Source organism: Streptomyces sp. NPDC107581, from assembly GCF_055657175.1.
Genome location: NZ_JBVKBH010000005.1, coordinates 182,987 through 205,157 on the forward strand (window position 1 = coordinate 182,987; position 22,171 = coordinate 205,157).

The window sequence follows — 22,171 nt, forward strand, 5'->3', positions numbered from 1 at the left end:
AAAGGGGACGAGGAATCACACAAGGCCTGAGCCAAGATCGTTATGGATTACACGTCTCACCTGGGGTTACTCGCCCGTATGGCGATACGGTCGTGATCGGATCGTCCCCCTTTCGCGTCCGCTCCCCTCGCCCCGGCGGAGGAAGCGGCCCGCCGCTCCGGGGGCCGCTTCAGGGTGTCCGCGCGGGTTCCGGTCAGGTGCCGACGTAGGCGGCGAGGTGCTCGCCGGTGAGGGTGGAGCGGGCGGCGACGAGGTCGGCGGGGGTGCCCTCGAAGACGATCCGGCCGCCGTCGTGGCCGGCGCCGGGGCCGAGGTCGATGATCCAGTCGGCGTGGGCCATGACCGCCTGGTGGTGCTCGACGACGATGACCGACTTGCCGGAGTCCACGAGACGGTCCAGCAGGCCGAGCAGCTGCTCGACGTCGGCGAGGTGGAGGCCGGTGGTCGGCTCGTCCAGGACGTAGACGCCGCCCTTGTCCCCCATGTGGGTGGCCAGCTTGAGCCGCTGCCGCTCGCCGCCGGAGAGCGTGGTGAGCGGCTGGCCGAGGGTGAGGTAGCCGAGCCCGACGTCGGCGAGCCGTTCGAGGATCCTGTGCGCGGCCGGCGTGCGCGCCTCGCCGGCGCCGAAGAACTCCTCGGCCTCGTCCACCGACATCGCGAGCACCTCGCTGATGTTCCGGCCGCCGAGGTGGTACTCGAGGACCGATGCCTGGAACCGCTTTCCCTCGCACTCCTCGCAGGGGGTGGCGACGCCGGCCATCATCGCCAGGTCGGTGTAGACGACGCCCGCGCCGTTGCAGGTGGGGCAGGCGCCCTCGGAGTTGGCGCTGAACAGCGCCGGCTTCACGCCGTTGGCCTTCGCGAACGCCTTGCGGATCGGTTCGAGCAAGCCGGTGTAGGTCGCCGGGTTGCTGCGCCGTGAGCCGCGGATGGGGCTCTGGTCGACCGAGACCACACCTTCCCCGGCGGGGATCGAGCCGTGCACGAGCGAGCTCTTGCCGGAGCCGGCGACGCCGGTGATGACCGTCAGCACACCGAGCGGGATGTCGACATCGACGTCCTGCAGGTTGTGCGTCGCCGCGCCGCGGATCTCCAGCGTGCCGGTGGGCTTGCGCACCGTCTCCTTGACGGCGGCCCGGTCGTCGAAGTGGCGGCCGGTGATGGTGCCGCCGGCCCGCAGGCCCTCGACGGTGCCCTCGAAGCAGACGGTGCCGCCCGCCGTACCGGCACCGGGGCCGAGGTCGACGATGTGGTCGGCGATCGCGATCGTCTCCGGCTTGTGCTCCACGACGAGCACCGTGTTGCCCTTGTCCCGCAGCCTCAGCAGCAGACTGTTCATCCGCTGGATGTCATGGGGGTGCAGGCCGATGGTGGGCTCGTCGAAGACGTAGGTGACATCGGTGAGCGAGGAGCCGAGGTGGCGGATCATCTTGGTGCGCTGGGCCTCGCCCCCGGAGAGCGTGCCCGCGGGGCGTTCGAGCGAGAGGTAGCCGAGGCCGATCTCCACGAACGAGTCGAGCGTGTGCCGCAGCGAGGCGAGCAGCGGCGCCACCGTCGGCTCGTCGAGGTCGCGGACCCATGCGGCCAGGTCGCTGATCTGCATCGCACAGGCGTCGGCGATGCTGATCCCCTTGATCTTCGACGACCGGGCCCCCTCGCTGAGCCGGGTGCCCTCGCACTCGGGGCAGGTGGTGAAGGTGACCGCCCGGTCCACGAACTCCCGGATGTGCGGCTGCATCGCCTCCCGGTCCTTGGAGAGCATCGACTTCTGGATCCGCGGGACCAGACCCTCGTAGGTCATGTTGATGCCCGCGATCTTCATCCTGGTCGGCTCGCGGTGGAGGAAGTCGTGCAGCTCCTTCTTGGTGAACCTGCGGATCGGCTTCTGCGGGTCGAAGAAGCCGGACTCGCTGTAGAGGCGGGAGTTCCAGCCGCCCCCCGTGTAGCCGGGGACGGTGATGGCGCCCTCGGCGAGCGACTTGGAGGCGTCGTAGAGCTGGGAGAGGTCGATGTCGGTGACCGAGCCGCGGCCTTCGCAGCGCGGACACATGCCGCCGGTGATGCTGAAGCTGCGGCGCTCCTTCACGGTCTGCCCGGCACGCTCCACGGTGACCGCTCCCGCCCCGCTGATCGAGGCGACGTTGAAGGAGAACGCCTGGGGCGAGCCGATGTGCGGCCTTCCGAGCCGGCTGAACAGGATGCGGAGCATGGCGTTGGCGTCGGTGGCGGTGCCGACCGTGGATCGGGGGTCGGCGCCCATCCGCTGCTGGTCGACGATGATCGCGGTCGTCAGCCCGTCGAGCACGTCGACCTCGGGCCGTGCCAGGTTGGGCATGAAGCCCTGCACGAAGGCGCTGTACGTCTCGTTGATCAGCCGCTGCGACTCCGCGGCGATCGTGTCGAACACCAGGGAGCTCTTGCCCGAGCCGGAGACGCCGGTGAACACCGTGAGCCTGCGCTTGGGGATCTCGATGCTCACGTCCTTGAGGTTGTTCTCGCGCGCCCCGTGCACGCGGATCAGGTCGTGGCTGTCGGCAACGTGCTGCGCAGACGACTGCGTGTCCGTCCTCGTGGCCATGGCTCTTCGTGTCTCCATCCGTCGGGCGGAGACCGTCGGGGTCTCCATCGGCGTCGCCTGACTCGGTCCGACCGGCTTCGAACCATACGTCCCGCGTCACGCTAGCTGGCGACCCGAAGATCGTGCTTCTCCATTCCTGACCGGTCGGGTCACAGGCCCGTCCGGTCGAGGTCGAGGAGGTCCTGGCGACGTTCGCGTATGTCGTTGCCGGGTGGGGCGCCGGTGCGGGCACGACGGTCGGTCGACGGCGGACCGGTACGGGCACGACGGTCGGTCGACGGCGGACCGGTACGGGCACGGCGACCGGCCGGCGGCGGGCCTGTACGGGCACGGCGACCGGCCGGCGGCGGACCCGTGCGGGGCAGTCGGCCTACGCCGGACCCGTGCGGGCGCGGCGGTCGGCCGACGGCGGCGCCTGCGGTGCCGAGGGGCGCTCCCGGTGCCGGCTCAGTGGACGGAGAACCCGCCGTCGACGAAGATCGACTGTCCGGTGACGTACGCGGACGCGCGGCCGGCGAGGAACACGGCCGCGCCCGCGAAGTCCTCGGCGAGCCCGTTGCGGCCGATCATCGTGCGCGCGGCGAGCGCCGCCACCTTCTCGGGGTCGGAGGACAGCTGTGCGTTGAGCGGGGTCATCACGAAACCCGGCACGAGGGTGTTGCAGGTGACGCCGTGGGGTGACCACGCCTCGGCCTGGGAGCGGGCCAGCGACTCCAGCGCCCCCTTGGACACTCCGTAGGCGCCGCTCTGCACAAAGGCCCGGTGCGCCTGCTGGGAGCTGATGTGGATGATCCGGCCGAAGCCCCGCTCGGCCATGCCGGGCCCGAACCGCTCTCCCAGCAGGAAGGGCGCCTCCAGGTTCAGCGCCATGGTGGTGTCCCACACGTCCTCGCCCAGCTCGCCCATCGGCGGCCTCAGGTTGACCCCGGCACTGTTCACGAGGATGTCGGGCTCACCGAACACCCCGGCCGCCGCTTCGGCCGCCGCGCGCACACCGTCACGGGTGCTCAGGTCGCCGCTCACCCAGGCGGCCCGGCAGCCCTCGGCCACCAGTTCGTCGACCGTGGCCGCCAGCTCGGCCTCCTTGCGTGCCACGACCACCACGCCCGCCCCGGCACGCGCCAGTGCCCCGGTGATGGCGCGGCCGATGCCGGAACTGCCGCCGGTCACCAGGGCGACACGGCCGTCGAGCGAGAAGAGTTCGGAGAGGTAAGCCTGCGCGATCATGCACCGAAGCGTAGACGGCACGTGCGTGAGGGGTCCGTGCAGGGCCGACCGCGACCGCCCCGGGTCCGTCCGCCGGCCCGGCCGCGTGGCCGGCTCCCTGACGGCGCAGCTCGGCGCAGTTCGGCGCAGCTCGGCGCAGCTCGGCGCGGTCGTCGACGGCGGCACGGGCGACGGCGGGGGATGATCGCCAGGTCGCCCGTCCCTCGGACTGAAGGAGATCTCCGCCATGCTTGCCTCCTGGTACGACGTGCAGGGCTCCGCCGCCGATGTCCTGCGCGTCGGTGAACTGCCCGACCCCGAGCCCGGACCCGGTGAGGTCCGCGTCCGTGTGACCGTGTCGGGTGTCAATCCCGGCGACACCAAGAAGCGGCGCGGCTGGCTCGGTTCGTCGATGCCGTATCCCCGGGTGATCCCGCACAGTGATGCCGCCGGTGTCGTGGACGCCGTCGGGGAAGGGGTCGGCACCCGGCGGGTGGGGCAGCGAGTGTGGGTGTACGGCGCCCAGTCCTACCGTCCCTTCGGCACCGCCGCCTCGTACACGGTCGTACCCGGCGAGCAGGCGGTCCCGCTGCCCGGCGGGCTCGACGACGAAGTGGGCGCGTGCCTGGGCATTCCGGGTGTCACCGCCCACCGTGCGGTGTTCGCCGACGGCCCGGTCGACGGCAGGCTGGTTCTCGTGCACGGCGTCCTCGGCGGAGTCGGTTCCATGGCCGCGCAGCTCGCCCGCTGGGCCGGAGCCACCGTGATCGGCACCGTCCGCCGCAGCGGCGATCTGGAGCACGTCGACCCCGCCGTCGTCTCCCACGGCGTCGCCCTGGACCGCGGTGATCCGGCGGCGGCGATCCGTGCGTACGCGCCCGGGGGCGTCCACCGCATCGTCGAGGTCTCGCTGTCCGCCAACGCCGACCTGGACAACGCCGTCGCCGCGCCCGACGCCGTCATCGCCGCCTACGGCACCCATGCGGACCGAACCGAACTCCCCTTCTGGCCGCTGCTGTTCAACAACGTCACGCTGCGTCTGCTCGGCAGCGACGACTTCCCCGCGGCGGCGAAGCGGCAGGCCGCCCGCGATCTCACCGCCGCGGCCGCGGTCGGCGCCCTCACTGTCGGCGTCGGCGGCCGCTACCCCCTGGAGGAGATCGCCGAGGCACACGACCGTGTCGATGCCGGCGGGCGCGGCCGAGTGCTGGTCGTCCTCCCCCACTGACGGCGCAGCCGCCCGGCCCACTGATGCTGCTGCCGCCCGCCTCGCTGATGCCGCAGGCGCCCACCCCGCTGACGCCGGTGTCGCTCGCCGGGCGTGCGGACTCCCGCGCCACGGGCCGATCACCGTGCAACCGACGGGAGAACACGGCCAAGATGGGGTGTTCCTCCACTGTCCTCGGGCTCGGAGGCACACCGAGACTGCCCCTCATGACGAACGAAGCGCCGCCCGCCGGGCCGGGCGCCGCAGCGGAGGCGGTGCGGCAGCCGCTGACCCCGGGAGCGGGGAACGCCGGTGCGCCGGCGGATGCCACCCGGGAGCCGCTGGGCACCGGCCGCACCACACACCGTACGACCAGCACCCTGTCCCGCCGCGTGGCCGCCGAAGCGGTCGGGACGGGGCTGCTGGTGGCCGTGGCCGTCGGCTCGGGGATCCAGGCCACCCAGCTGTCGCGGGACGGGGGCGTGCAGTTGCTGGCGTGCTCGCTCGCCGCCGTCTTCGGCCTGGGCGTGCTGATCGCGCTGCTGGGGCCGGTGTCCGGCGCGCACCTGAACCCTGCCGTCACCCTCTCGACCTGGTACGCCGGCCGCCGCCACGGCCCCGGCCCGACCCTGCGTGAGGTCGCCGCGTACATACCGGCGCAGGTGGCAGGGGCGATCGGCGGCGCGGTCCTGGCCGACGCCATGTTCGCGAGGCCGCTGGTGAGACTCTCCACCCACGACCGGTCCGCCGGGCACCTCTGGCTGGGTGAGGCCGTGGCCACCGCCGGGCTGATCCTGCTGGTCCTCGGCCTGGAGCGCACCGGCCGTGCCCGGCTGGCGCCGATCGCCGTGGCCGCCTACATCGGGGCCGCGTACTGGTTCACCTCCTCGACCGCCTTCGCCAACCCCGCGATGACCATCGGCCGCTCGCTCACCGACACCGCGGCCGGCATCGCTCCCGCCTCCCTCGTCCCGTTCATCGCGGCCCAGTTGATCGGGGCCGCACTCGGGCTGGGCGCCGCGTCGCTGCTGTACGGGCGTCCGGCGCACGGCGAGGCGGAGGGTGCACAGGCCGTGGCCGGTCCCTGACGTCGGAGAACAAGGACCTTGTGTCCGGGCCGGCGCCCCGCGCCCGTCCGCCCTGTCAGCCCTGTCAGCCCTGTCAGCCCTGTCAGCCCTGTCAGCCCTGTCAGCCCAGCCGGAACGTCTGCGCCGCCGATCCGTTGCAGTCCCAGATCTGCAGCCGGGTGCCGTTCGCGGTCGCGCCGCCGGGCGAGTCCAGGCAACGGCCGGACTGCGGATTCAGCAGCGAACCGTCCGCCTGCTGCACCCACTTCTGACCACCCGCACCGTCGCAGTCCCACAACTCGACCTTCGCACCGTTCGCCGTCGCGTTCCCGTCGACGTCCAGGCAGCGGCCCAGGGTACGCAGAGAACCGTCGGCGGCGTGGAACCAGTGCTGGTCGACCGCCCAGGACTGGCAGTCCCACAACTGCACCGCCGACCCGTCGGCTCCGCTGTCGTCGGCGGCGACGTCCACGCAGGTGCCGCCGGGGCCGGCGACCGGTGCGCCGCCGTCGACCGAGAACTTCTGTGCCGTGGCGCCGTTGCAGTCCCAGATCTGCAGCCGGGTGCCGTTCGCGGTCGCGCCGCCGGGCGAGTCCAGGCAACGGCCGGACTGCGGATTCAGCAGCGAACCGTCCGCCCGCTGCACCCACTTCTGACCACCCGCACCGTCGCAGTCCCACAACTCGACCTTCGCACCGTTCGCCGTCGCGTTCCCGTCGACGTCCAGGCAGCGGCCCAGGGTGCTGAGGGAGCCGTCGGGGTTGTGGGTCCAGTGCTGGTCCTCGGCATAGGACTGGCAGTCCCACACCTGCACGGCGGCGCCGTCGGCGCCGGTGTCGTCGGCCGCGACGTCCACGCATGTGCCGCCCGGACCGGTGACCGTCCCCTGCGGGCCGTTGGGCACGTTCGTCTCACCGGAGTACCCGACCGAGACGATGTTCGCCTGCACCGCCTCCTCGGCGGCGTCGGTCGGATAACCGGCGACCATCACCCCCTCGAAGAAGGTGCCCATGTTCCAGTTGCTGTTGTCGCCGCCCGTGCCGAGGATGATGCCGCCCTCCTGGTGCATCGGCTGGTAGCCCCCGCGCGTCGGAAGGCCGCCGTCCCACCACGTGGTCAGTCCCCCGGACTGCGCGTCGCCGCCCTTCAGGGCGTAGATCGTCCGGCCGTTGTTCTTCAGCACCGCCGTGACGTAGGGGCTGTTGTTGCCGCGGTTGGCGGTGTTGGAGCCGTTGCCGCCCTGGAACATGCCGTTCTCCAGATCCGCCTCCACCCAGGGCCCCGAACCGGTGCACGGTGCGAAGTAGCACGTGGTGGCGAGGCTGACCGCGTCCATGTGACCGTTGCCGGTGTCGGCCGGTGTGCTCTCCGCGTTGCCGTAGTCGAAGCAGCATGCGGAGCCGGCATGGGTGCCGCTGGCCACCATGTAGGCGCCCTCGGCCTGGCCGTTCACCGCGACGCCCGAGGCCGCTCCGGTGGAGCGATAGCCGACGCCGGGTGAGATCCAGACGCCGTAGACCTTGTGGCCGCCCGCGGTGACGGCGATCTCACTGGCGTCCGCCCCGCGGTCGGCGCCCATGCCGGCGGTGCCGGCCGGCCCCGGAGTCAGGTCGTTGTGGCGCGAGGTCTGGTCGTAGATCTTCGTGGTTCTGCACGTGGTGCCGCCGCAGAACGTGTCCTGGCGGGTGGCGTCGGCATAGCCGCCGGCGGACAGCAGTCCGATGTCGGCCGTGGCCCCGTCCGATGCCCGGGTGACCTGGTAGAGGGGGCCGTCGTAGGAGGAGAAGAGCGCGCGCACCGTACTGTGCGCGGCGACGCACGGGGTGCCCGCGCCGCCGTAGATGTCGCACGGCTGCGAGCCGGCGGCCTCGGACGGCCCGGCCAGGCCGACCAGGGCGCCCAGCACGAGCGCCAGTACGGCCAGGACCGCTGATCTCTTTCCGCGCATCGTCTGCTCCTCGAAGGGCGGGGCGCGCCTCCAACTTGCGGGCACGACAGCCGAATTCGGGTTCCCTTGCGATCGTTCCGAGCGTTGCGGAAGCTACGGACGATGATTGGCGGCGTCAAGATTTGTCGCTTCGGTCTTAATTAAAGTTTTGGATGTGTCGGCTCTTGTTCGGTTGCCTTCCCGTTCGGTGACTGTGTCGCGCCCTGCTCGGTCGCCTTCTGTCCGGTCACTGGGTGCGGACGCCGCCGGGCTGCGGCGAGGCACCGCGTTCAAGTGCGGCGACAGTCCGAGCAGTGATCGGCCGGGGATCGGTCGGGGACCGCGCTCCGACCCGAGGGTTGCTTTCGGTCACTCACGAGCGCCGTAGCGCACACGGAAGGCGGCCGAGGATTTCAGGGCAGCGGATGAGAATATGTCCCACTTCGGGGCACTAGGAACGGAGAAACCTTCCTAACAGCGGAGGCACGTCATGATCGTCCTCGGCATCATCCTGCTCCTCGTCGGCTTCCTGACCGGCATATCCATCCTGTGGACCCTCGGCGTCATCCTCCTGGTGGTCGGCGCGATCCTCTGGATCCTGGGCTCCATGGGCCATGCAGTCGCCGGCCGCCGCCACTATTGGTGATCCGGCGAGCGGCCCCGTCGGGACCGGCGCGGGACCTGGCGGGAATTCACCCCTGCGCCCACTCACACCCGCCCACGCCCGGCCGGACCGTCGGCTCGCCCACCCGCCCCGCCCGGCCGGACGGTTCGCCCGCACAACACGGACCGGCCGGGCCGCCAGCCGCGTCCCCAACCTCACAGGTCAGTACACCTAGCCGAACTGGCCGGGCTGGTAGTCGCCGGCGGGCTGCCGGACGATCACGTTCAGGCGGTTGTAGGCGTTGATGAGAGCGATGAGGGAGACCAGGGCCGCCAGTTGGTCCTCGTCGTAGTGCTCGGCGGCCTCGGCCCAGGCCTCGTCCGTGACGCCACCGGCCGCGTCGGCGATACGAGTGCCCTGCTCCGTCAGCTCCAGGGCAGCCCGCTCGGCGTCGGTGAACACCTTCGCCTCCCGCCAGGCCGCGACCAGGTTCAGCCGCACCGAGGTCTCGCCGGCGTGGGCGGCGTCCTTGCTGTGCATGTCGGTGCAGAAGCCGCAGCCGTTGATCTGGCTGGCGCGGAGCTTGACCAGTTCCTGGGTCGCGGCCGGCAGCGTCGAGTCCGAGACCGGCTTGCCCGCCGAGTTGACGTACTTCAGGAACTTCCCCGCGACCGGGTTCTCGAAGAGGTTCAGACGAGCATCCATGGTGACTCCCGTGTCGATGTCGATGACTACACCCCTCTGACGGAACGGCCCGCGGGGATGTGACGGCACGACGCGTGTGATGCACGTCACCATGGGCGATGCAGGTTGAACACCGGGCGCAGGTGTTCAAGTGCGACAGCCGATGCCGTTGACATGCATCCACGCCTGCATCTAATTTTCACTAAACTCTTCCGGCGCGAAATAATTAATTCGATCCGTGATGCCGATATCCACGATACGCACCGCGTCTTTACTTCCCACTTGATATAACCCGGCGAAAAGGGTTCGACCCTCCTGACCACAGGGTTCGACCCTCCTGAACACCGAGGGGAATCATCTTGCAGCGACGCATGCGCCCCGCTCTCCTGGACGGGGACACTCTGGGGGAAAGTCTCACCCGGTTAGCAAAAGCCTCACCGGATTCCCACGCGCATTTTCCGACCGCCGGCGACGGCATCACCGCGGCGGATCTCGATGCCGCTTCGGCCGCAGCCGCGCACGAATTTCTGCGCGCCGGTGTGCGGCCCGGAGACATCGTCGGTGTGCTGGTGCCCACCGCCGCCCGGTTCTTCACCACGATCTTCGGGCTCTGGCGGGCCGGCGCGGCGGTCAGCGTGCTGCCGGTCCAGGCCGGCTTCGGCGATGTGCGAGCGGTCTCGCAGCGTCTTGCGCGGATCGCGGACGTCGCGGGCATGCGTCATCTCGTACTGGACTCCGAGTACGACGAACTCGGCCGCGAACTGGCCACCGTACGGGCCGACCTGGCCCTCGTACCGACGCCGTCGCCCAGCGGCATCGGCGCCCCGCGCACCCTGCCCGCCGTCGAACCCGACGCGCTGGCCGTCGTCCAGTTCACCTCCGGCAGCACGAGCCTGCCCAAGGGGGTGATGCTGCCGCACCGGACCACCATGGCCGGTCTGCGCTCCTGCGTGGTCTCGGGCGCCTTCAGTCCGGACGACGTGTTCGTGCAGTGGGTGCCGACCTTCCACGACATGGGCCTGATCGGGCTGCAGTCGCACTGGCTCAACGGCGCCGACGTGCATGTATTCGCCCCGATCTCCTTCCTCCGCCGCCCGGCCGCGGTGCTCGAACACTTCGCCGCGCACCGCGGAACGGTGATCACCGGACCCAACTTCTCCTACGACCATCTGCTCGACAGCGTGCCCGCGGAGCGGCTCGCCGCGCTCGACCTGTCCAGCTGGCGGCTGGCGTTCAACGGCGCCGAACCGGTCAGCTCGGCCACCGTGCGGCGGTTCACCGAGACGCTGGCGCCCAGCGGCGTCGACCCGTCGGTGATGTACCCGGTGTACGGCATGGCCGAGGCCACCTTGTCGATCAGCTACCCCCGCCCCGGCGACACCGCGACGGTCCGCGCCGTGGACCGCGGCGAACTCGCCCGGACCGGTACCGCACGTGCCGTCGACGAGAGCGCGCCCGGGGCCAAACCCGTCGTCTCGGTCGGACGCGCGGTGCACGGCATCGACCTGCGGATCGTCGACGAGGCCGGAGGACCGGCCGCGGACGGTGTGCTCGGGGAGATCGAGATCGCCGGCGCGTCGGTGACCACCGGGTACTTCCGCGACCCCGAGGCGACGAAGGCGGCCTTCCACGACGGCTGGCTGCGTACCGGCGATCTCGGATTCCTGCTCGACGGCGAGCTGTACGTCACCGGGCGGCGCAAGGAGATGATCGTGGTGCGCGGTCAGAACTTCTTCCCCGACGACGTCGAGAAGGTCGCGCGCGACGTACCGGGCGTGTACCGCCGCCGCTGTGTCGCCTTCTCCGACAACGATGCCGAGGACGGCGAGCGGATCGGCGTCATCGTGGAGGCCGCCGACGACCCCGCCGCGGTGCACCAGGAGGTCCGCAGGCGGGTGGCGGCCGAGCTGGATCTGTCCCAGGTCCAGGTCTATGTGGTCAGACCCCGCTGGATCCCGCGCACCACGAGCGGCAAATGGCAGCGCGTCCTGGCCGCGCGGCGCGTCACCACCGATCTCGACGCACAGGTGTTCCCCACCACCACCAGCTCAGACCAAGGAGAACGGGTGTGAACAGCAAAGCGGCGTCGGCTGCCGGGGTACCGCTCCTGGCGGACGAGCGGATGCACAGCGCCCGGGTGTTCGCCGGCTACCAGCACGCCACCTGGGAGCTGCACCACATCCCGTGGGAGGAGTTCCGGGCCGACAAGGTGCTGCCCGAGCACATCGTGTTCGCCAAGGGCGCCATCGTGGGCGAGTCGAACGTCGTCGCCGCGACCCACGGCCTGCTCAACGAATTCGCCGACGACTACGACTTCTCGCAGTTCGCCTCCATCTGGGGCTATCAGGAGATCCAGCACCACATCGCCTTCCAGACCTGGCTCCAGCTGGCGGGACACGGCATCGACCACAGCACGATCGCCTCGATGCGCGAGGCCTACCCGCCGGGGGTGACCCGGGCGGCGACCCTGGCCACCAACGTCATCTGCGAGGTCCTGGCCACGCATGCCTACAAATGCGTCGCCCGCAGCATGCAGGAGCCGGTCCTCGCCGCGATCCTGAAGAAGGCGAGCGGCGACGAGGCCCGGCACGCACGTGAATTCGTGCATTACACCGCGCAGCAGCTGGCGGCGCGGCCGGAGGAATGCGCGTCCGTGGTGGAGACCCTGTACATCTACATGGGCACCACCCGCGACCTGTACCGCCATCCGGTCAGCCGGTTCAAGGGAAATCTGCCCGAGCTGGAGAACCACGAGACCATCGACGAGATGTTCGCCTACTTCGCCGAGGTGGACGAAGACGGCAGTGAATGGGCCAAGTGCTGCGAGCAGTTGTTCAAGTACTTCTCCGCCATCACCGGCTACCGGCTGACGAAGATGTCCGACGTGCGGCGGGCCATCGCCGAGGAGTCGTCACGGGAGAGGGTCTCCGCGTGAGCACCACCCGGCACACCGCCGACACCGCTCGGCACACTGCCGACGAAACTCAGCACGGCATCGACGGCACTCGGCACACCGCCGACGAAACTCAGCACCGCATCGACGGCACTCGGCACACCACCGACGAGACTCAGCACGGCATCGACGGCGCTCAACACACCCACGACGCCGTCCGGCACGCCTCCGACGGCACGGTCGAACTCCCCTGGCACGCGGAGCCGTCCTTCAACTGCTTCGGCTGCTCGCCCCGTAACCCGATCGGTCTGCGACTGCGCCTGCAGCGGCTGCCGAACGGGGACTACGCGGCCGAGACGGCCTTCTCGGAGAACTACGCCTCCTACCCCGGGATCGTGCACGGCGGCATCGTGAACGTGCTGGTGGACGAGGTGATGGGTGACACCCTCGCGCTGGTCCACGGCCTGCTCGCGTTCTCCGTGACCCTGCGCAGCAAGATGCTGCTTCCGCTCCGGGTCGGCACGCCGTATCTGACCGTCGCGCGAATCAGCGGCCGGGGCAACGGGGTGCTGCACACCGAGGCGGAGATCACCGGGCCCGGCGGTGAACTGCACGTCATGGCCACCGGCACCTACCAGCCGATCCGCTCCGAGCAGGCCAAAGCACTCATGGAACTGGACGACGCCGCCTTCGGCCGCGTCCGGCACTACTTCGACCACGGGACAGGAGAGTCATGACCAGCGAGCCCATAAGCCGCGACCAGATCGCCGCCGTCACCACCGAGTGTCTGGCCACGGAGTTGGAGATCTCCCCCTCCGACATCGATCCCTTCGACGTGCTCAAGGGTCTGCCCGGTGCCGACTCGATGAAGCTGCTGCGGGTGGTGTCGAGGCTGGAGCGGCACTGGAACGCCGAGTTCGACGACGAGGCCATCTTCGCCGCGGAGACCGTGGACGACCTCATCACGCTGGTCCAGAAGTACATCCGCGAGGAACCGGCGACCTCATGACCGCCCCGAGCCCGCACGAGGCGTATCAGGCCACCAACAGGCACTACGAGCTGCCTGCCGAACTGTTCGGCATCTACCTCGACCAGCGGCTCAAGTACAGTTCCGGGCTGTACTCCGACGAGCACACCGACCTCGACCGGGCGCAGACGGACAAGCTGCACTTCGTGGCGCGTCAGCTCGGCCTCACCGGCGGTGAGCGGCTGCTCGACGTCGGCTGCGGCTGGGGCAGTCTGATCCTGTTCATGGCCCAGGAGTTCGGCTGCCGGGTCACGGGCGTCACGCCGTCACACCCGCAGGCCGAGTACATCCGGGCGCAGGCCGAGAAGACGGGCGTGAGCGACCTGGTCACCCTGGAACTCGGGTCGTTCACGGACGTCGAGGTGGCCGGGAGGTTCGACGCGGTCACCCTGCTCGGCTCGATCGTGCACATGCCGAACCGAACGGCGGTGCTGCGCAAGGTGTACGGGCTGCTGCGGCACGGCGGGGCGATGTACCTGTCGGAGAGCTGCTTCCGGGACCATGCGGCCTACCAGGAGTTCTCTCGGCGGCCGGGCACCAAGCACGTCACCGAGGGCATCTTCGGGTTCGCCGACATGGTGCCGCTCTCGGTGCTCGTGGAGGCCGTGGAGTCGGCCGGCTTCAGCCTCACCGGGCTCGCCGACCTCACCGCCCACTACTACCGCACCATCGAGGAGTGGGAACGGCGGGCGGAGGCCGCCCGCGACCGGGTCGAACTGGTCGCCCCGGGCATGAGCGAGCCGCTCATCCGGTACCTCCGCACGGCCAACGCCGGCTGGGGCTACACCACGAAGCACTACGCGCTGAGCGCACTGAAGTCCCGGATGGGTCCGGCGGAGGCGCCGTGAGCGAGGCCCTGCCCGAGGCCGGTGCACAGCGGTTACGGCCGTCCCTCGGACCCGGTGAGATCCGGGAGCTGACCCGGAACGCGGTGAGTCGTGCCGCGGCCCGTCAGTGGTCGGCGGACGAGCTGTCGTGGGCGACGCTGCGGCCGGAGCAGCTCACCGACACCGACCGGTCGGTGGTCCGGTTCATCACCTTCATCGAAGACCACATCCCCGGCTACCTCACCTATTTCCTGGACGCCTTCCCGGTGTCCGGCGCCGATCTGGCGATCGAGGAGTTCTGCTTCAACCGGGAGTACTTCCGGTTCCTGATCTCCTGGGCGAACGACGAGGAGCGGCATGCGTCGGTGCTGACCCGGTACCAGATCGAGGCCGGCATCAGCGATCCCGAGACTCTGATGCGGGAGCTGGCCGAGGAGGGGCGGAAGAAGTTCGCCCTGCCCTACGAGAGCCCGGTGCAGGCGTTCACCTACACGCTGGTGCAGGAGAAGGCCACCCAGCTGTTCTACCAGCGGTTCAAGACGGTGGCGAAGGAGCCGGTGCTGTGTGATCTGCTGCAGCGGCTGGCCAGGGACGAGGCCCGGCACTTCGCCTTCTACAGCGAGCTGGTCGACGCCTACATCGGGCGGCACGGGCTCGCGGCGACGGTACCGGATCTGAAGGACGTGCTGTCCACCTTCCGCATGCCTCTCGCGGACACGCTGAACGGCTACTGGCGGTGGTCGCTGAAGATCACGGACGCCACCTCCTACGACCACACCGAGGCCTATGACGCGCTGGTCCGGCTCGTCAACGGCTTCGCCACGTCGGGCGGCAGGGCGTCCGCGGCCGACCTGGCCGAGTTCGTGCACCGCATCCGCGGGATCTGACCAACCACTACAGGACAGGCTCCTATGCAACCGAGCAGCACTGCCGGTCCGGCGTCCGTCGCGGTCATCGGCACATCCCCGTCGTCCGCAGGGGTTCCCCCGGCCGAGGCGGCACTGCGGGCGCTGGAGAACGCCGGCGTCGTACCGGAGCAGCTGCGGGACACCGCGGCCGGGGTGTTCGCCATGGCACAGGCCGAGCCGATCGGCGCCGAACTCGGCGTGCTCGGGCCCGTGCTGACGGTGGACACCCTGCCCGCCGGGGTGGTCCACCTGGCCTGCCAGAGCATCCGCGCAGGCGAGTGCGTACTCGCGCTGGCCGGGGTGGTGGCACCCGACGGAAGTTCCGCCTTCCTCGTGCTGAAGCCGCTCGTGACCGCGGTGGCGGAGGGCGACCCGGTCCACTGTGTGGTCGAGGGCAGCGCGCTCGGCCGCGGTGACGTCGTGCGGCAGGCCTGTGCGCGCGCCGAAGTGGCCCCCGACGACCTCCGGTTCGTCCGGCGGCTCGGCCACCAGGCGGGGGAGGACGGCCGTGCTGACGGCCTTCACGACGGCCACGGCCACGGCGACGACGGCGCGCCGGGCGACGACCAGCACGCGGGGCAGGACACGGGGAAGGACCCGGCGCACGACGCAGGGCAGGACCCGGCGCAGGACCCGGGGCTCGACGCAGGGCAGGACCCGAGGCTCGCCGCAGGGCAGGACGCGGGGCAGGACCCGATGGCGGCTCTGCTGGATCTACTCTCGCTGCTCGGCGGGACGGACGTACCGGTGCCGGACGCTGCGCTCGGCCCGGACAGCCGTCCGGGCGCGCTGTTCGCCTGCCTGGACGGCACGGGCACGGCCTGCGCGCTGGTGCTGGCGCAACCTCCCGCGCGAACGAAGCGGTCGACGGGGACCGTGGTCCCGACGCTGCCGGTGCTGCTGTCCGCGGACAGCGCGGAGACGCTGCGCGGCAAGGCGGAACGCCTGCGCGTCCACCTGGCCGAGCCCGGCGGCCCGGACCTGCTCGACATCGCGCACACCCTGGCGGTCGCCCGGCAGCACCGGCCGCACCGGGCGGTGCTCCTCGCCGCCGACCGCGCGGAGCTTGCCGACGGGCTCGCTGAAGTCGCCGCGGGCCGGGGCGGCGCGGGCAGGGCCGGCGCCGGGCGCACGGTGGCCTTCCTCTTCCCCGGTGAGGGCGGGCAGCGGCCCGGCATGGGACGACACCTGTATCCCCTGTTCGACGTGTTCGCCGACGCGCTGGACGAGGTGTGCGCCCACATGGAGGCGGTCTCCACCTGGTCGGTACGGGACCTGCTGCTCGGCGACACCCCCACCCCGGTCGCCCCGGCCGACCTGGCGCTCTACACGCAGGACGCGCTGTTCGCCCTCCAGCTGGCGCTCTTCCGGCAGTTCGAGGACTGGGGTGTGCGCCCGGACTACGTGGCGGGGCACTCGGTGGGGGAACTGGCCGCGGCCACGGTGGCCGGGGTGTTCTCCGTGCCCGACGTCTGTGCACTGCTGGCCGAGCGGATCCGGCTGTTCCGGGAGAAGACACCCGTCGGCGGTGCGATGGTCGCGATGCGTGTCTCGGAGGCCGAGGCACGGGAGTCACTGGCCGGCTGCGAGCACCTGGCCGGGATATCCGCGGTGAACGCCCCGAACTCCGTGGTGCTCTCGGGCGACCACGACACGGTGCTGCGGATCGCCGGCCTGTGGTCGGAGCGCGGCCGCAAGGTGAAGCAGCTGCCGGTCGACCGGGCCTTCCACTCACCCCACATGGCGGCGATGGCCGACGACTTCGAGCGGTTCGTCCGGGGTCTGACCCGGCGCCCGCCGGATATTCCCCTCGTCCCGGTGCACAACGGGCTCGGATCGGACCCCGGCGTGGTCAGCCTGCCCGAGTACTGGGGTGCGCAGGTGCGCGGCACCGGGCACTTCCTCGCCTGTGTGACCGGCCTGGACGCGGCAGGGGTCGACACCTATGTGGACATGAGCGCGGGCGGGGTGCTCGCCGCGCTGGTCGAGGAGACACTGCCCGCACCGGCCGCCGCGAACGCGCTGGTCACCGCCGCGCTGCGGGCCGGTGACGGACAGTCGGACCTGCACGCCGTCCTCGGCACGCTGGGCGAGTTGCACACCCATGGTGTCCCGGTGCAGTGGCCCACGGTCTTCCGCAGCCGGGGCGGCCGGCGCACCCATCTGCCGGCCGACGTGGCGCAGCCGCCCTCCGGCGCCGCCTCCCGGCCCTCCGATCTGCGCCGGGTGATCCGGACCGAGACCGAGGCGATGACCGAGGGCGGCTACGGGCCCGACCGGTCGTTCTTCGACCTCGGGCTCGACTCCCTCGCCGCCGTCGAACTGGTGAAACGGCTGCGGAAGCGGACCGGGCTCAAGATCGCCACCGCCGCGCTCTTCGACCACCCCACCCCGAACCGGCTGGCCGCCCACCTGGAGAACCGTGCGTCCCGCCCGGTGCCCGCCCTCCCCCGCCGCACCGGCTCGGACGAACCGATCGCCATCGTCGGGATGAGCTGCCGCTTTCCCGGCGGGGTGCACTCGCCGGAGGACCTGTGGCGGCTGATCGTCTCGGACCGTGACGCCGTCTCGGCGATGCCGGAGGACCGCGGCTGGGACCTGACGGAGCTGTACGACCCGGAGCGCGAACGGCCGGGCACGAGCTATGTGCGCCGGGGCGGGTTCCTCCACGACGCCGCGGAGTTCGATCCCGCGTTCTTCGGCATCGGCGGGCACGAGGCGCTGGAGATGGACCCGCAGCAGCGGTTGCTGCTCGAACTGTCCTGGGAGGCCTGCGAGCGGGCCGGGATCGACCCGGCGACGCTGCGTGGCAGCGACACCGGGGTCTACGCCGGGCTGTCCCACGGTGACTACGGCACCGGTCCCGGGCACGGGGACGTCGCCGTACGGCCCCATCTCGCGATCGGCACCGTGACCAGTGTGGCCTCCGGACGGATCTCGTACGCCTTCGGGCTGCAGGGGCCCAACCTGTCCATCGACACGGCGTGTTCGTCGTCGCTGGTCGCCCTGCACCTCGCCGCCGCGGCGCTGCGCCGCGGCGAGTGCTCACTGGCCCTGGCGGGCGGGGTGACGGTGCTGTCCTCGCCCAAGGTGTTCATCGAGTTCAGCCGCCAGGGCGGGCTGGCGCCGGACGCCCGGCTGAAACCGTTCGCCGAGGACGCCGACGGCACCGTCTGGGCGGAGGGCGGCGGGATGTTCCTCGTGGAGCGGTACTCCGACGCGCGCCGCAACGGCCATCCGGTGCTCGCCCTGATCGCCGGGTCGGCGGTCAACTCCGACGGGGCGAGCAACGGGCTCACCGCGCCCAACGGGGCCGCCCAGCACCGGCTGCTGCTCTCCGCGCTCGCCGACGCACGGCTGCACCCCGGCGATGTGGACGTCGTGGAGGCACACGGCACCGGCACGAAGCTCGGCGACCCGATCGAGGCGGGCGCGCTGCTGGAGGCGTACGGGGCGCACCGGCCGCCGGAGCGGCCGCTGCTGGTGGGCTCCGTGAAGTCCAACCTGGGGCACACCCAGGCCGCGGCCGGCGCGGCAGGCGTGATGAAGATGGTGCTGGCCATGCGGCACGGAGAGGTCCCGGCCACCCTCAACGTCGACCGTCCCAGCCCGCACGTGGACTGGGACGCGGGGCTGCGGCTGGTGACCCGGCGAACCCCGTGGCCCGACGCCGGGCCCCTGCGGCGGGCGGGCGTGTCGTCGTTCGGGATCGGCGGGACCAACGCGCATGTGATCCTTCAGCAGCCGCCCGCCGGGCCGGTGGCCCCCGCGCGGGCGACGAGGACCGTCCCACCCGTGTGGACGGTCTCCGGCGGTTCGGAGGCGGCGCTGCGCGCCCAGGCCGGACGGCTCGCCGCGCACTGGGACGCCCGTCCCGAACTCACCGTGCGCGACCTCGGCTTCTCCCTGGCCACGACCCGGTCGGCGCTGCCGCACCGGGCCGTACTCACCGGCGGGGACCGGGACGGGATGCGGCGCTCGCTGACCGCGCTGGCAGCGGGCCGGACCGACCCGGCCCTCACCGTCGGCACGGTGTCCGAGGGCGGCCTGGCCTTCCTGCTGACCGGTCAGGGAAGCCAGCGCCTGGGCATGGGCCGCTCCCTGTACGCCGCGTACCCGGTCTTCGCCGAGGCCTTCGACGAGGTGTGCGCCGGGCTGGGCCTGCCGGTGAAGGAGACGGTGTTCGGTACCGATCAGAAGGCCCTCGACCGGACCGAGTTCGCACAGACCGGGCTGTTCGCCCTGGAGGTGGCGCTGTTCCGGCTGCTGGACAGCTGGGGAATCCGCCCGGACCTGCTGCTGGGGCACTCGGTCGGCGGGCTGACCGCGGCCCATCTGGCCGGGGTGCTCTCCCTGCCCGACGCGTGCCGGCTGGTCGCGGCGCGGGGCTCGCTCATGCAGGCGCTGCCCGAGGAAGGCGCGATGTACGCGGTGGCGGCCTCGCCGGAGGAGGTCGAGCCGCTGCCCGCCGGGGTGTCGTTGGCGGCGGTGAACGGGCCCCGGTCGGTGGTGCTCTCCGGCGTCGAGGAGGCGGTCGTCGCACTGGCGGAGCAGCTGCGAGCGCGGGGACGGCGGACCAAGCGTCTGCGGGTCAGCCACGCCTTCCACTCCTGCCTGATGGATCCGTTGCTCGACGAGTTCCGCGCGGTCGCCGAGAGCCTGGCCTACAGTCCGCCCGAGATCCCCGTCGTGTCCGATGTGACCGGGCGTGCCGCCACCGCCGACGAGCTGTGCGACCCGGCGTACTGGGTGCGCCACGTGCGTGGCACGGTCAGGTTCCTCGACGGGATGCGCACGCTGCAGGACGAGGGGGTCACCACTTTTCTGGAGCTGGGGCCGGAGACGACGCTCACCGAGATGGCCGCCGACTGCCTCGCCGATACCGGCGAGGCGACGGTGATCCCCGTACTGCGGCAGGACGACGTACTCGGCGCCGTCGCGGCCCTGCAGGTCCGCGGTCACGGCCCCGACTGGCCGGCGTGGTACGCCGGGAGCGGGGCGCGCCGGGTCGAGCTGCCCACGTACGCCTTCCGGCGCAAGCGGTTCTGGCTGCTGCCGGATCCGGTGGAGAACCGGCCCCGGCAGCCCGACTCGGCGTTCTGGGCGGCGGTGGAGAGCCAGGATCTCCAGCGGCTGGCCGACCTGCTGGGCACGGACACCGACCGCGGTTTCAGCGAGCTGGTGCCCGCGATGGCGCGGTGGTGGCGCACCCGTGACCGGGAGGCCGCGATGGACGGACTGCGGTACCGGATCGGCTGGCAGCCCGTGGCGGACCAGGTCGCGGTACCGCGGAACTGGCTGATCGTGCACGGCGAGGACCTGCCCGTGCCGGAGCCGCTGCAGGACGCGCTCGGCGCCCGGACGCTGTCCCTCGGCATCGGCGCGGACCGCGCGGAGATCGCCGGACGCTTCGCCGCCCTGGCGGACGGCGGATCCGGTGCCGTGGACGGGGTGCTGTCCCTGCTGGCGCTGGACGAGCGGGAGCGTCCCGGAACGGCCGGGGTACCCGCCGGGCTCGCGCTGAGCACGGCGCTCGTCCAGGCCATGGGGGATGCCGAGCTCGATGTGCCGTTGTGGTGCGCGACGCGGGGAGCGGTGTCCACGGGCCACGGCGACCGGCTCGAGAGCCCGGTCCAGGCCATGGTGTGGGGGCTCGGCCGGGTCGCGGCACTGGAGCATCCCCAGCGCTGGGGCGGGCTGGTCGATCTCCCGCCCACGGTGGACGCGCAGGCGGCCGAGCGGCTGGCCGGGGTGCTGTCCTGCACGGAGGACCAGGTCGCGGTGCGCCCCGGCGGGGTGTTCGTCCGGCGTCTGCTGCACGCGCCGGTCACCGGCGCACCCCGGCGCGGCTGGCCCGTGCGCGGGACCACCCTCGTCACCGGTGCGTTCGGCGCGCTGGGCAGGCGGGTCGCCCGGTGGCTCGCCGCGGAGGGCGCCGAGCGGCTGCTCCTGACGGGCCGGCACGCACAGGATCCCGGGCTGGTGGCCGAACTGACCGCGCTCGGCGCCGAGGTCGACGTCGCCGCCTGTGACGTGGGTGACCGGGCGCAGGTTGCGGCCCTGCTCGCCGGGATCCCCGCCGACCGCCCGCTGACGGCGGTCGCGCACGCGGCCGGGGTCCTGGACGACGGCGTGATCGACGCTCTGGACCCGCAGCGGCTGGAACGGGTCCTGCACGCCAAGGCCGGGGGTGCCCGGCATCTGCATGAACTCGCGGGCGACCTCGAGGCGTTCGTGCTGTTCTCCTCGGCCACCGGCGCCGTCGGCAACGCGGGTCAGGCCAACTACGCGGCCGCGAACTCCTACCTCGACGCACTGGCCGAACAACGCCGCGCCGACGGGCTCGCGGCCACGTCGGTGGCCTGGGGGCCATGGGGAGCCGGCGGCATGGCGGTGGACGGCGCGGACGCGGACGTCGTCGGTGCGCGACTGCGCCGCAACGGCATGACGGTGCTCGACCCGGACCTGGCGATCGCCGCACTGGCACTGGCCCACGGACAGGACGAGTCCGGACTGGTGGTCGCCGACGTCGACTGGGCCCGCTTCCTCTCGGTGTTCGCCACCACCCGGCACAGCCCGCTCCTCGCCGACCTGCCCGAGGTGCAGCAGAGCAAGGCCGCCGCGCCGCCCGCCGAGGTCTCCTCGCTGGTACGGCGGCTGGCCGGGATGTCCCCGGCCGAGCGGGCCCGCGCGCTGCGCGACCGGGTGTGCCACCTCGCGGCCCAGGTGCTCGGACACGACTCCGCGGCGCAGATACGCCCGGGCAGGCCCTTCCACGAACAGGGGCTCAACTCCCTGGGTGTCGTGGAGCTGCGCAACCAGCTGAGCACCGAGACCGGGCTGCGGGTGCCCGCGAGCGCGCTGTTCGACCATCCCACGCCCACCGCCCTGGCCGGCTACCTCGACACGGCTCTCGCCCCGGCCCCCGAGCAGCCCGAACACACGGCGGAGGCGGAGCACGCGGCAACGGAACGCACGGTGGCGGGGCACACGGCGGGTGAGCGCGCAGCCGGTGAGCGCACGGTCGCTGAGTCCGGCACAGCGGTGGCGGAGTCCGGGACGGCAGACGCCGGCCCCGGCACGGCGGAGGCCGAACCCGGCACGGCGGAGGCCGAGTCCGGGACGGCGGAGGCCGAATCCGGGACAGCAGAGGCCGAGTCCGGCACGGCGGATCTCGACACCATGCTGAGCCGCGCCGAACACGAGCTCTCCCTGATGCTGAAGGACCGCGTCGATGACTGAT

The 22,171-nt window shown here is 71.7% G+C and carries 14 protein-coding genes; 10 read left to right on the plus strand and 4 right to left on the minus strand.

What is annotated here, in order from left to right:
• Positions 1-193: 193 nt before the first annotated feature.
• Both ACZ7P3_RS14180 and ACZ7P3_RS14185 read right to left on the minus strand, forming a co-directional pair.
• On the minus strand, positions 194-2,578 hold the full coding sequence (locus ACZ7P3_RS14180; RefSeq protein ID WP_472081263.1) for an ATP-binding cassette domain-containing protein: 2,385 nt from the start codon (positions 2,576-2,578) through the stop codon (positions 194-196).
• Between the two features lie 447 nt (positions 2,579-3,025).
• Positions 3,026-3,805, minus strand: a complete 780-nt coding sequence (locus ACZ7P3_RS14185; RefSeq protein WP_472081265.1) for an SDR family NAD(P)-dependent oxidoreductase — start codon at positions 3,803-3,805, stop codon at positions 3,026-3,028.
• A gap of 226 nt (positions 3,806-4,031) precedes the next feature.
• Between ACZ7P3_RS14185 and ACZ7P3_RS14190 the strand changes: the two genes are divergently transcribed.
• Entirely contained in the window at positions 4,032-5,012 is a 981-nt protein-coding gene (locus ACZ7P3_RS14190) for an NADPH:quinone reductase (protein WP_472081267.1), read from the plus strand.
• Positions 5,013-5,218: 206 nt separating this feature from the next.
• Positions 5,219-6,079, plus strand: a complete 861-nt coding sequence (locus tag ACZ7P3_RS14195; RefSeq protein WP_472081269.1) for an aquaporin — start codon at positions 5,219-5,221, stop codon at positions 6,077-6,079.
• Positions 6,080-6,179: 100 nt separating this feature from the next.
• On the opposite strand, the gene ACZ7P3_RS14200 is transcribed toward ACZ7P3_RS14195, so the two are convergent.
• Positions 6,180-8,006 (minus strand): arabinofuranosidase catalytic domain-containing protein, encoded by a 1,827-nt coding sequence (locus tag ACZ7P3_RS14200; protein ID WP_472081271.1) that lies wholly within the window; start codon positions 8,004-8,006, stop codon positions 6,180-6,182.
• A 469-nt stretch (positions 8,007-8,475) separates the two neighbouring features.
• Here ACZ7P3_RS14200 and ACZ7P3_RS14205 point away from each other — a divergent pair, with 469 nt between their 5' ends.
• Positions 8,476-8,631: a DUF6131 family protein gene (locus ACZ7P3_RS14205; protein ID WP_472081273.1), complete on the plus strand. Its 156-nt coding sequence runs from the start codon at positions 8,476-8,478 to the stop codon at positions 8,629-8,631.
• Positions 8,632-8,820: 189 nt separating this feature from the next.
• Here ACZ7P3_RS14205 and ACZ7P3_RS14210 read toward each other — a convergent pair whose 3' ends face one another.
• A complete protein-coding gene (locus ACZ7P3_RS14210) occupies positions 8,821-9,294 on the minus strand; it encodes a carboxymuconolactone decarboxylase family protein (protein ID WP_472081275.1) in 474 nt (157 codons plus the stop codon).
• A 350-nt stretch (positions 9,295-9,644) separates the two neighbouring features.
• Between ACZ7P3_RS14210 and ACZ7P3_RS14215 the strand changes: the two genes are divergently transcribed.
• Genes ACZ7P3_RS14215 through ACZ7P3_RS14245 form a run of 7 tightly spaced genes read left to right on the plus strand, consistent with a single transcriptional unit; the run spans position 9,645 to position 22,170 of the window.
• Complete coding sequence (locus ACZ7P3_RS14215; protein WP_472081961.1) at positions 9,645-11,345, plus strand: AMP-binding protein; 1,701 nt, start codon at positions 9,645-9,647, stop codon at positions 11,343-11,345.
• Positions 11,342-12,208, plus strand: a complete 867-nt coding sequence (locus ACZ7P3_RS14220; protein WP_472081277.1) for a ferritin-like domain-containing protein — start codon at positions 11,342-11,344, stop codon at positions 12,206-12,208. The genes ACZ7P3_RS14215 and ACZ7P3_RS14220 overlap by 4 nt, the downstream gene beginning before the upstream one ends.
• A complete protein-coding gene (locus ACZ7P3_RS14225) occupies positions 12,205-12,903 on the plus strand; it encodes a PaaI family thioesterase (protein ID WP_472081279.1) in 699 nt (232 codons plus the stop codon). The genes ACZ7P3_RS14220 and ACZ7P3_RS14225 overlap by 4 nt, the downstream gene beginning before the upstream one ends.
• Complete coding sequence (locus ACZ7P3_RS14230; RefSeq protein WP_472081281.1) at positions 12,900-13,175, plus strand: acyl carrier protein; 276 nt, start codon at positions 12,900-12,902, stop codon at positions 13,173-13,175. The genes ACZ7P3_RS14225 and ACZ7P3_RS14230 overlap by 4 nt, the downstream gene beginning before the upstream one ends.
• Positions 13,172-14,041 carry an SAM-dependent methyltransferase gene (locus ACZ7P3_RS14235; protein ID WP_472081283.1) on the plus strand — a complete coding sequence of 290 codons (870 nt, stop codon included), beginning with the start codon at positions 13,172-13,174 and terminating at the stop codon, positions 14,039-14,041. The genes ACZ7P3_RS14230 and ACZ7P3_RS14235 overlap by 4 nt, the downstream gene beginning before the upstream one ends.
• A complete protein-coding gene (locus ACZ7P3_RS14240; protein ID WP_472081284.1) occupies positions 14,038-14,907 on the plus strand; it encodes an acyl-ACP desaturase in 870 nt (289 codons plus the stop codon). Before ACZ7P3_RS14235 ends, ACZ7P3_RS14240 begins: the two co-directional genes overlap by 4 nt.
• Positions 14,908-14,931: 24 nt before the next feature.
• Positions 14,932-22,170 (plus strand): type I polyketide synthase, encoded by a 7,239-nt coding sequence (locus ACZ7P3_RS14245; protein WP_472081286.1) that lies wholly within the window; start codon positions 14,932-14,934, stop codon positions 22,168-22,170.
• Position 22,171 lies beyond the last annotated feature (1 nt).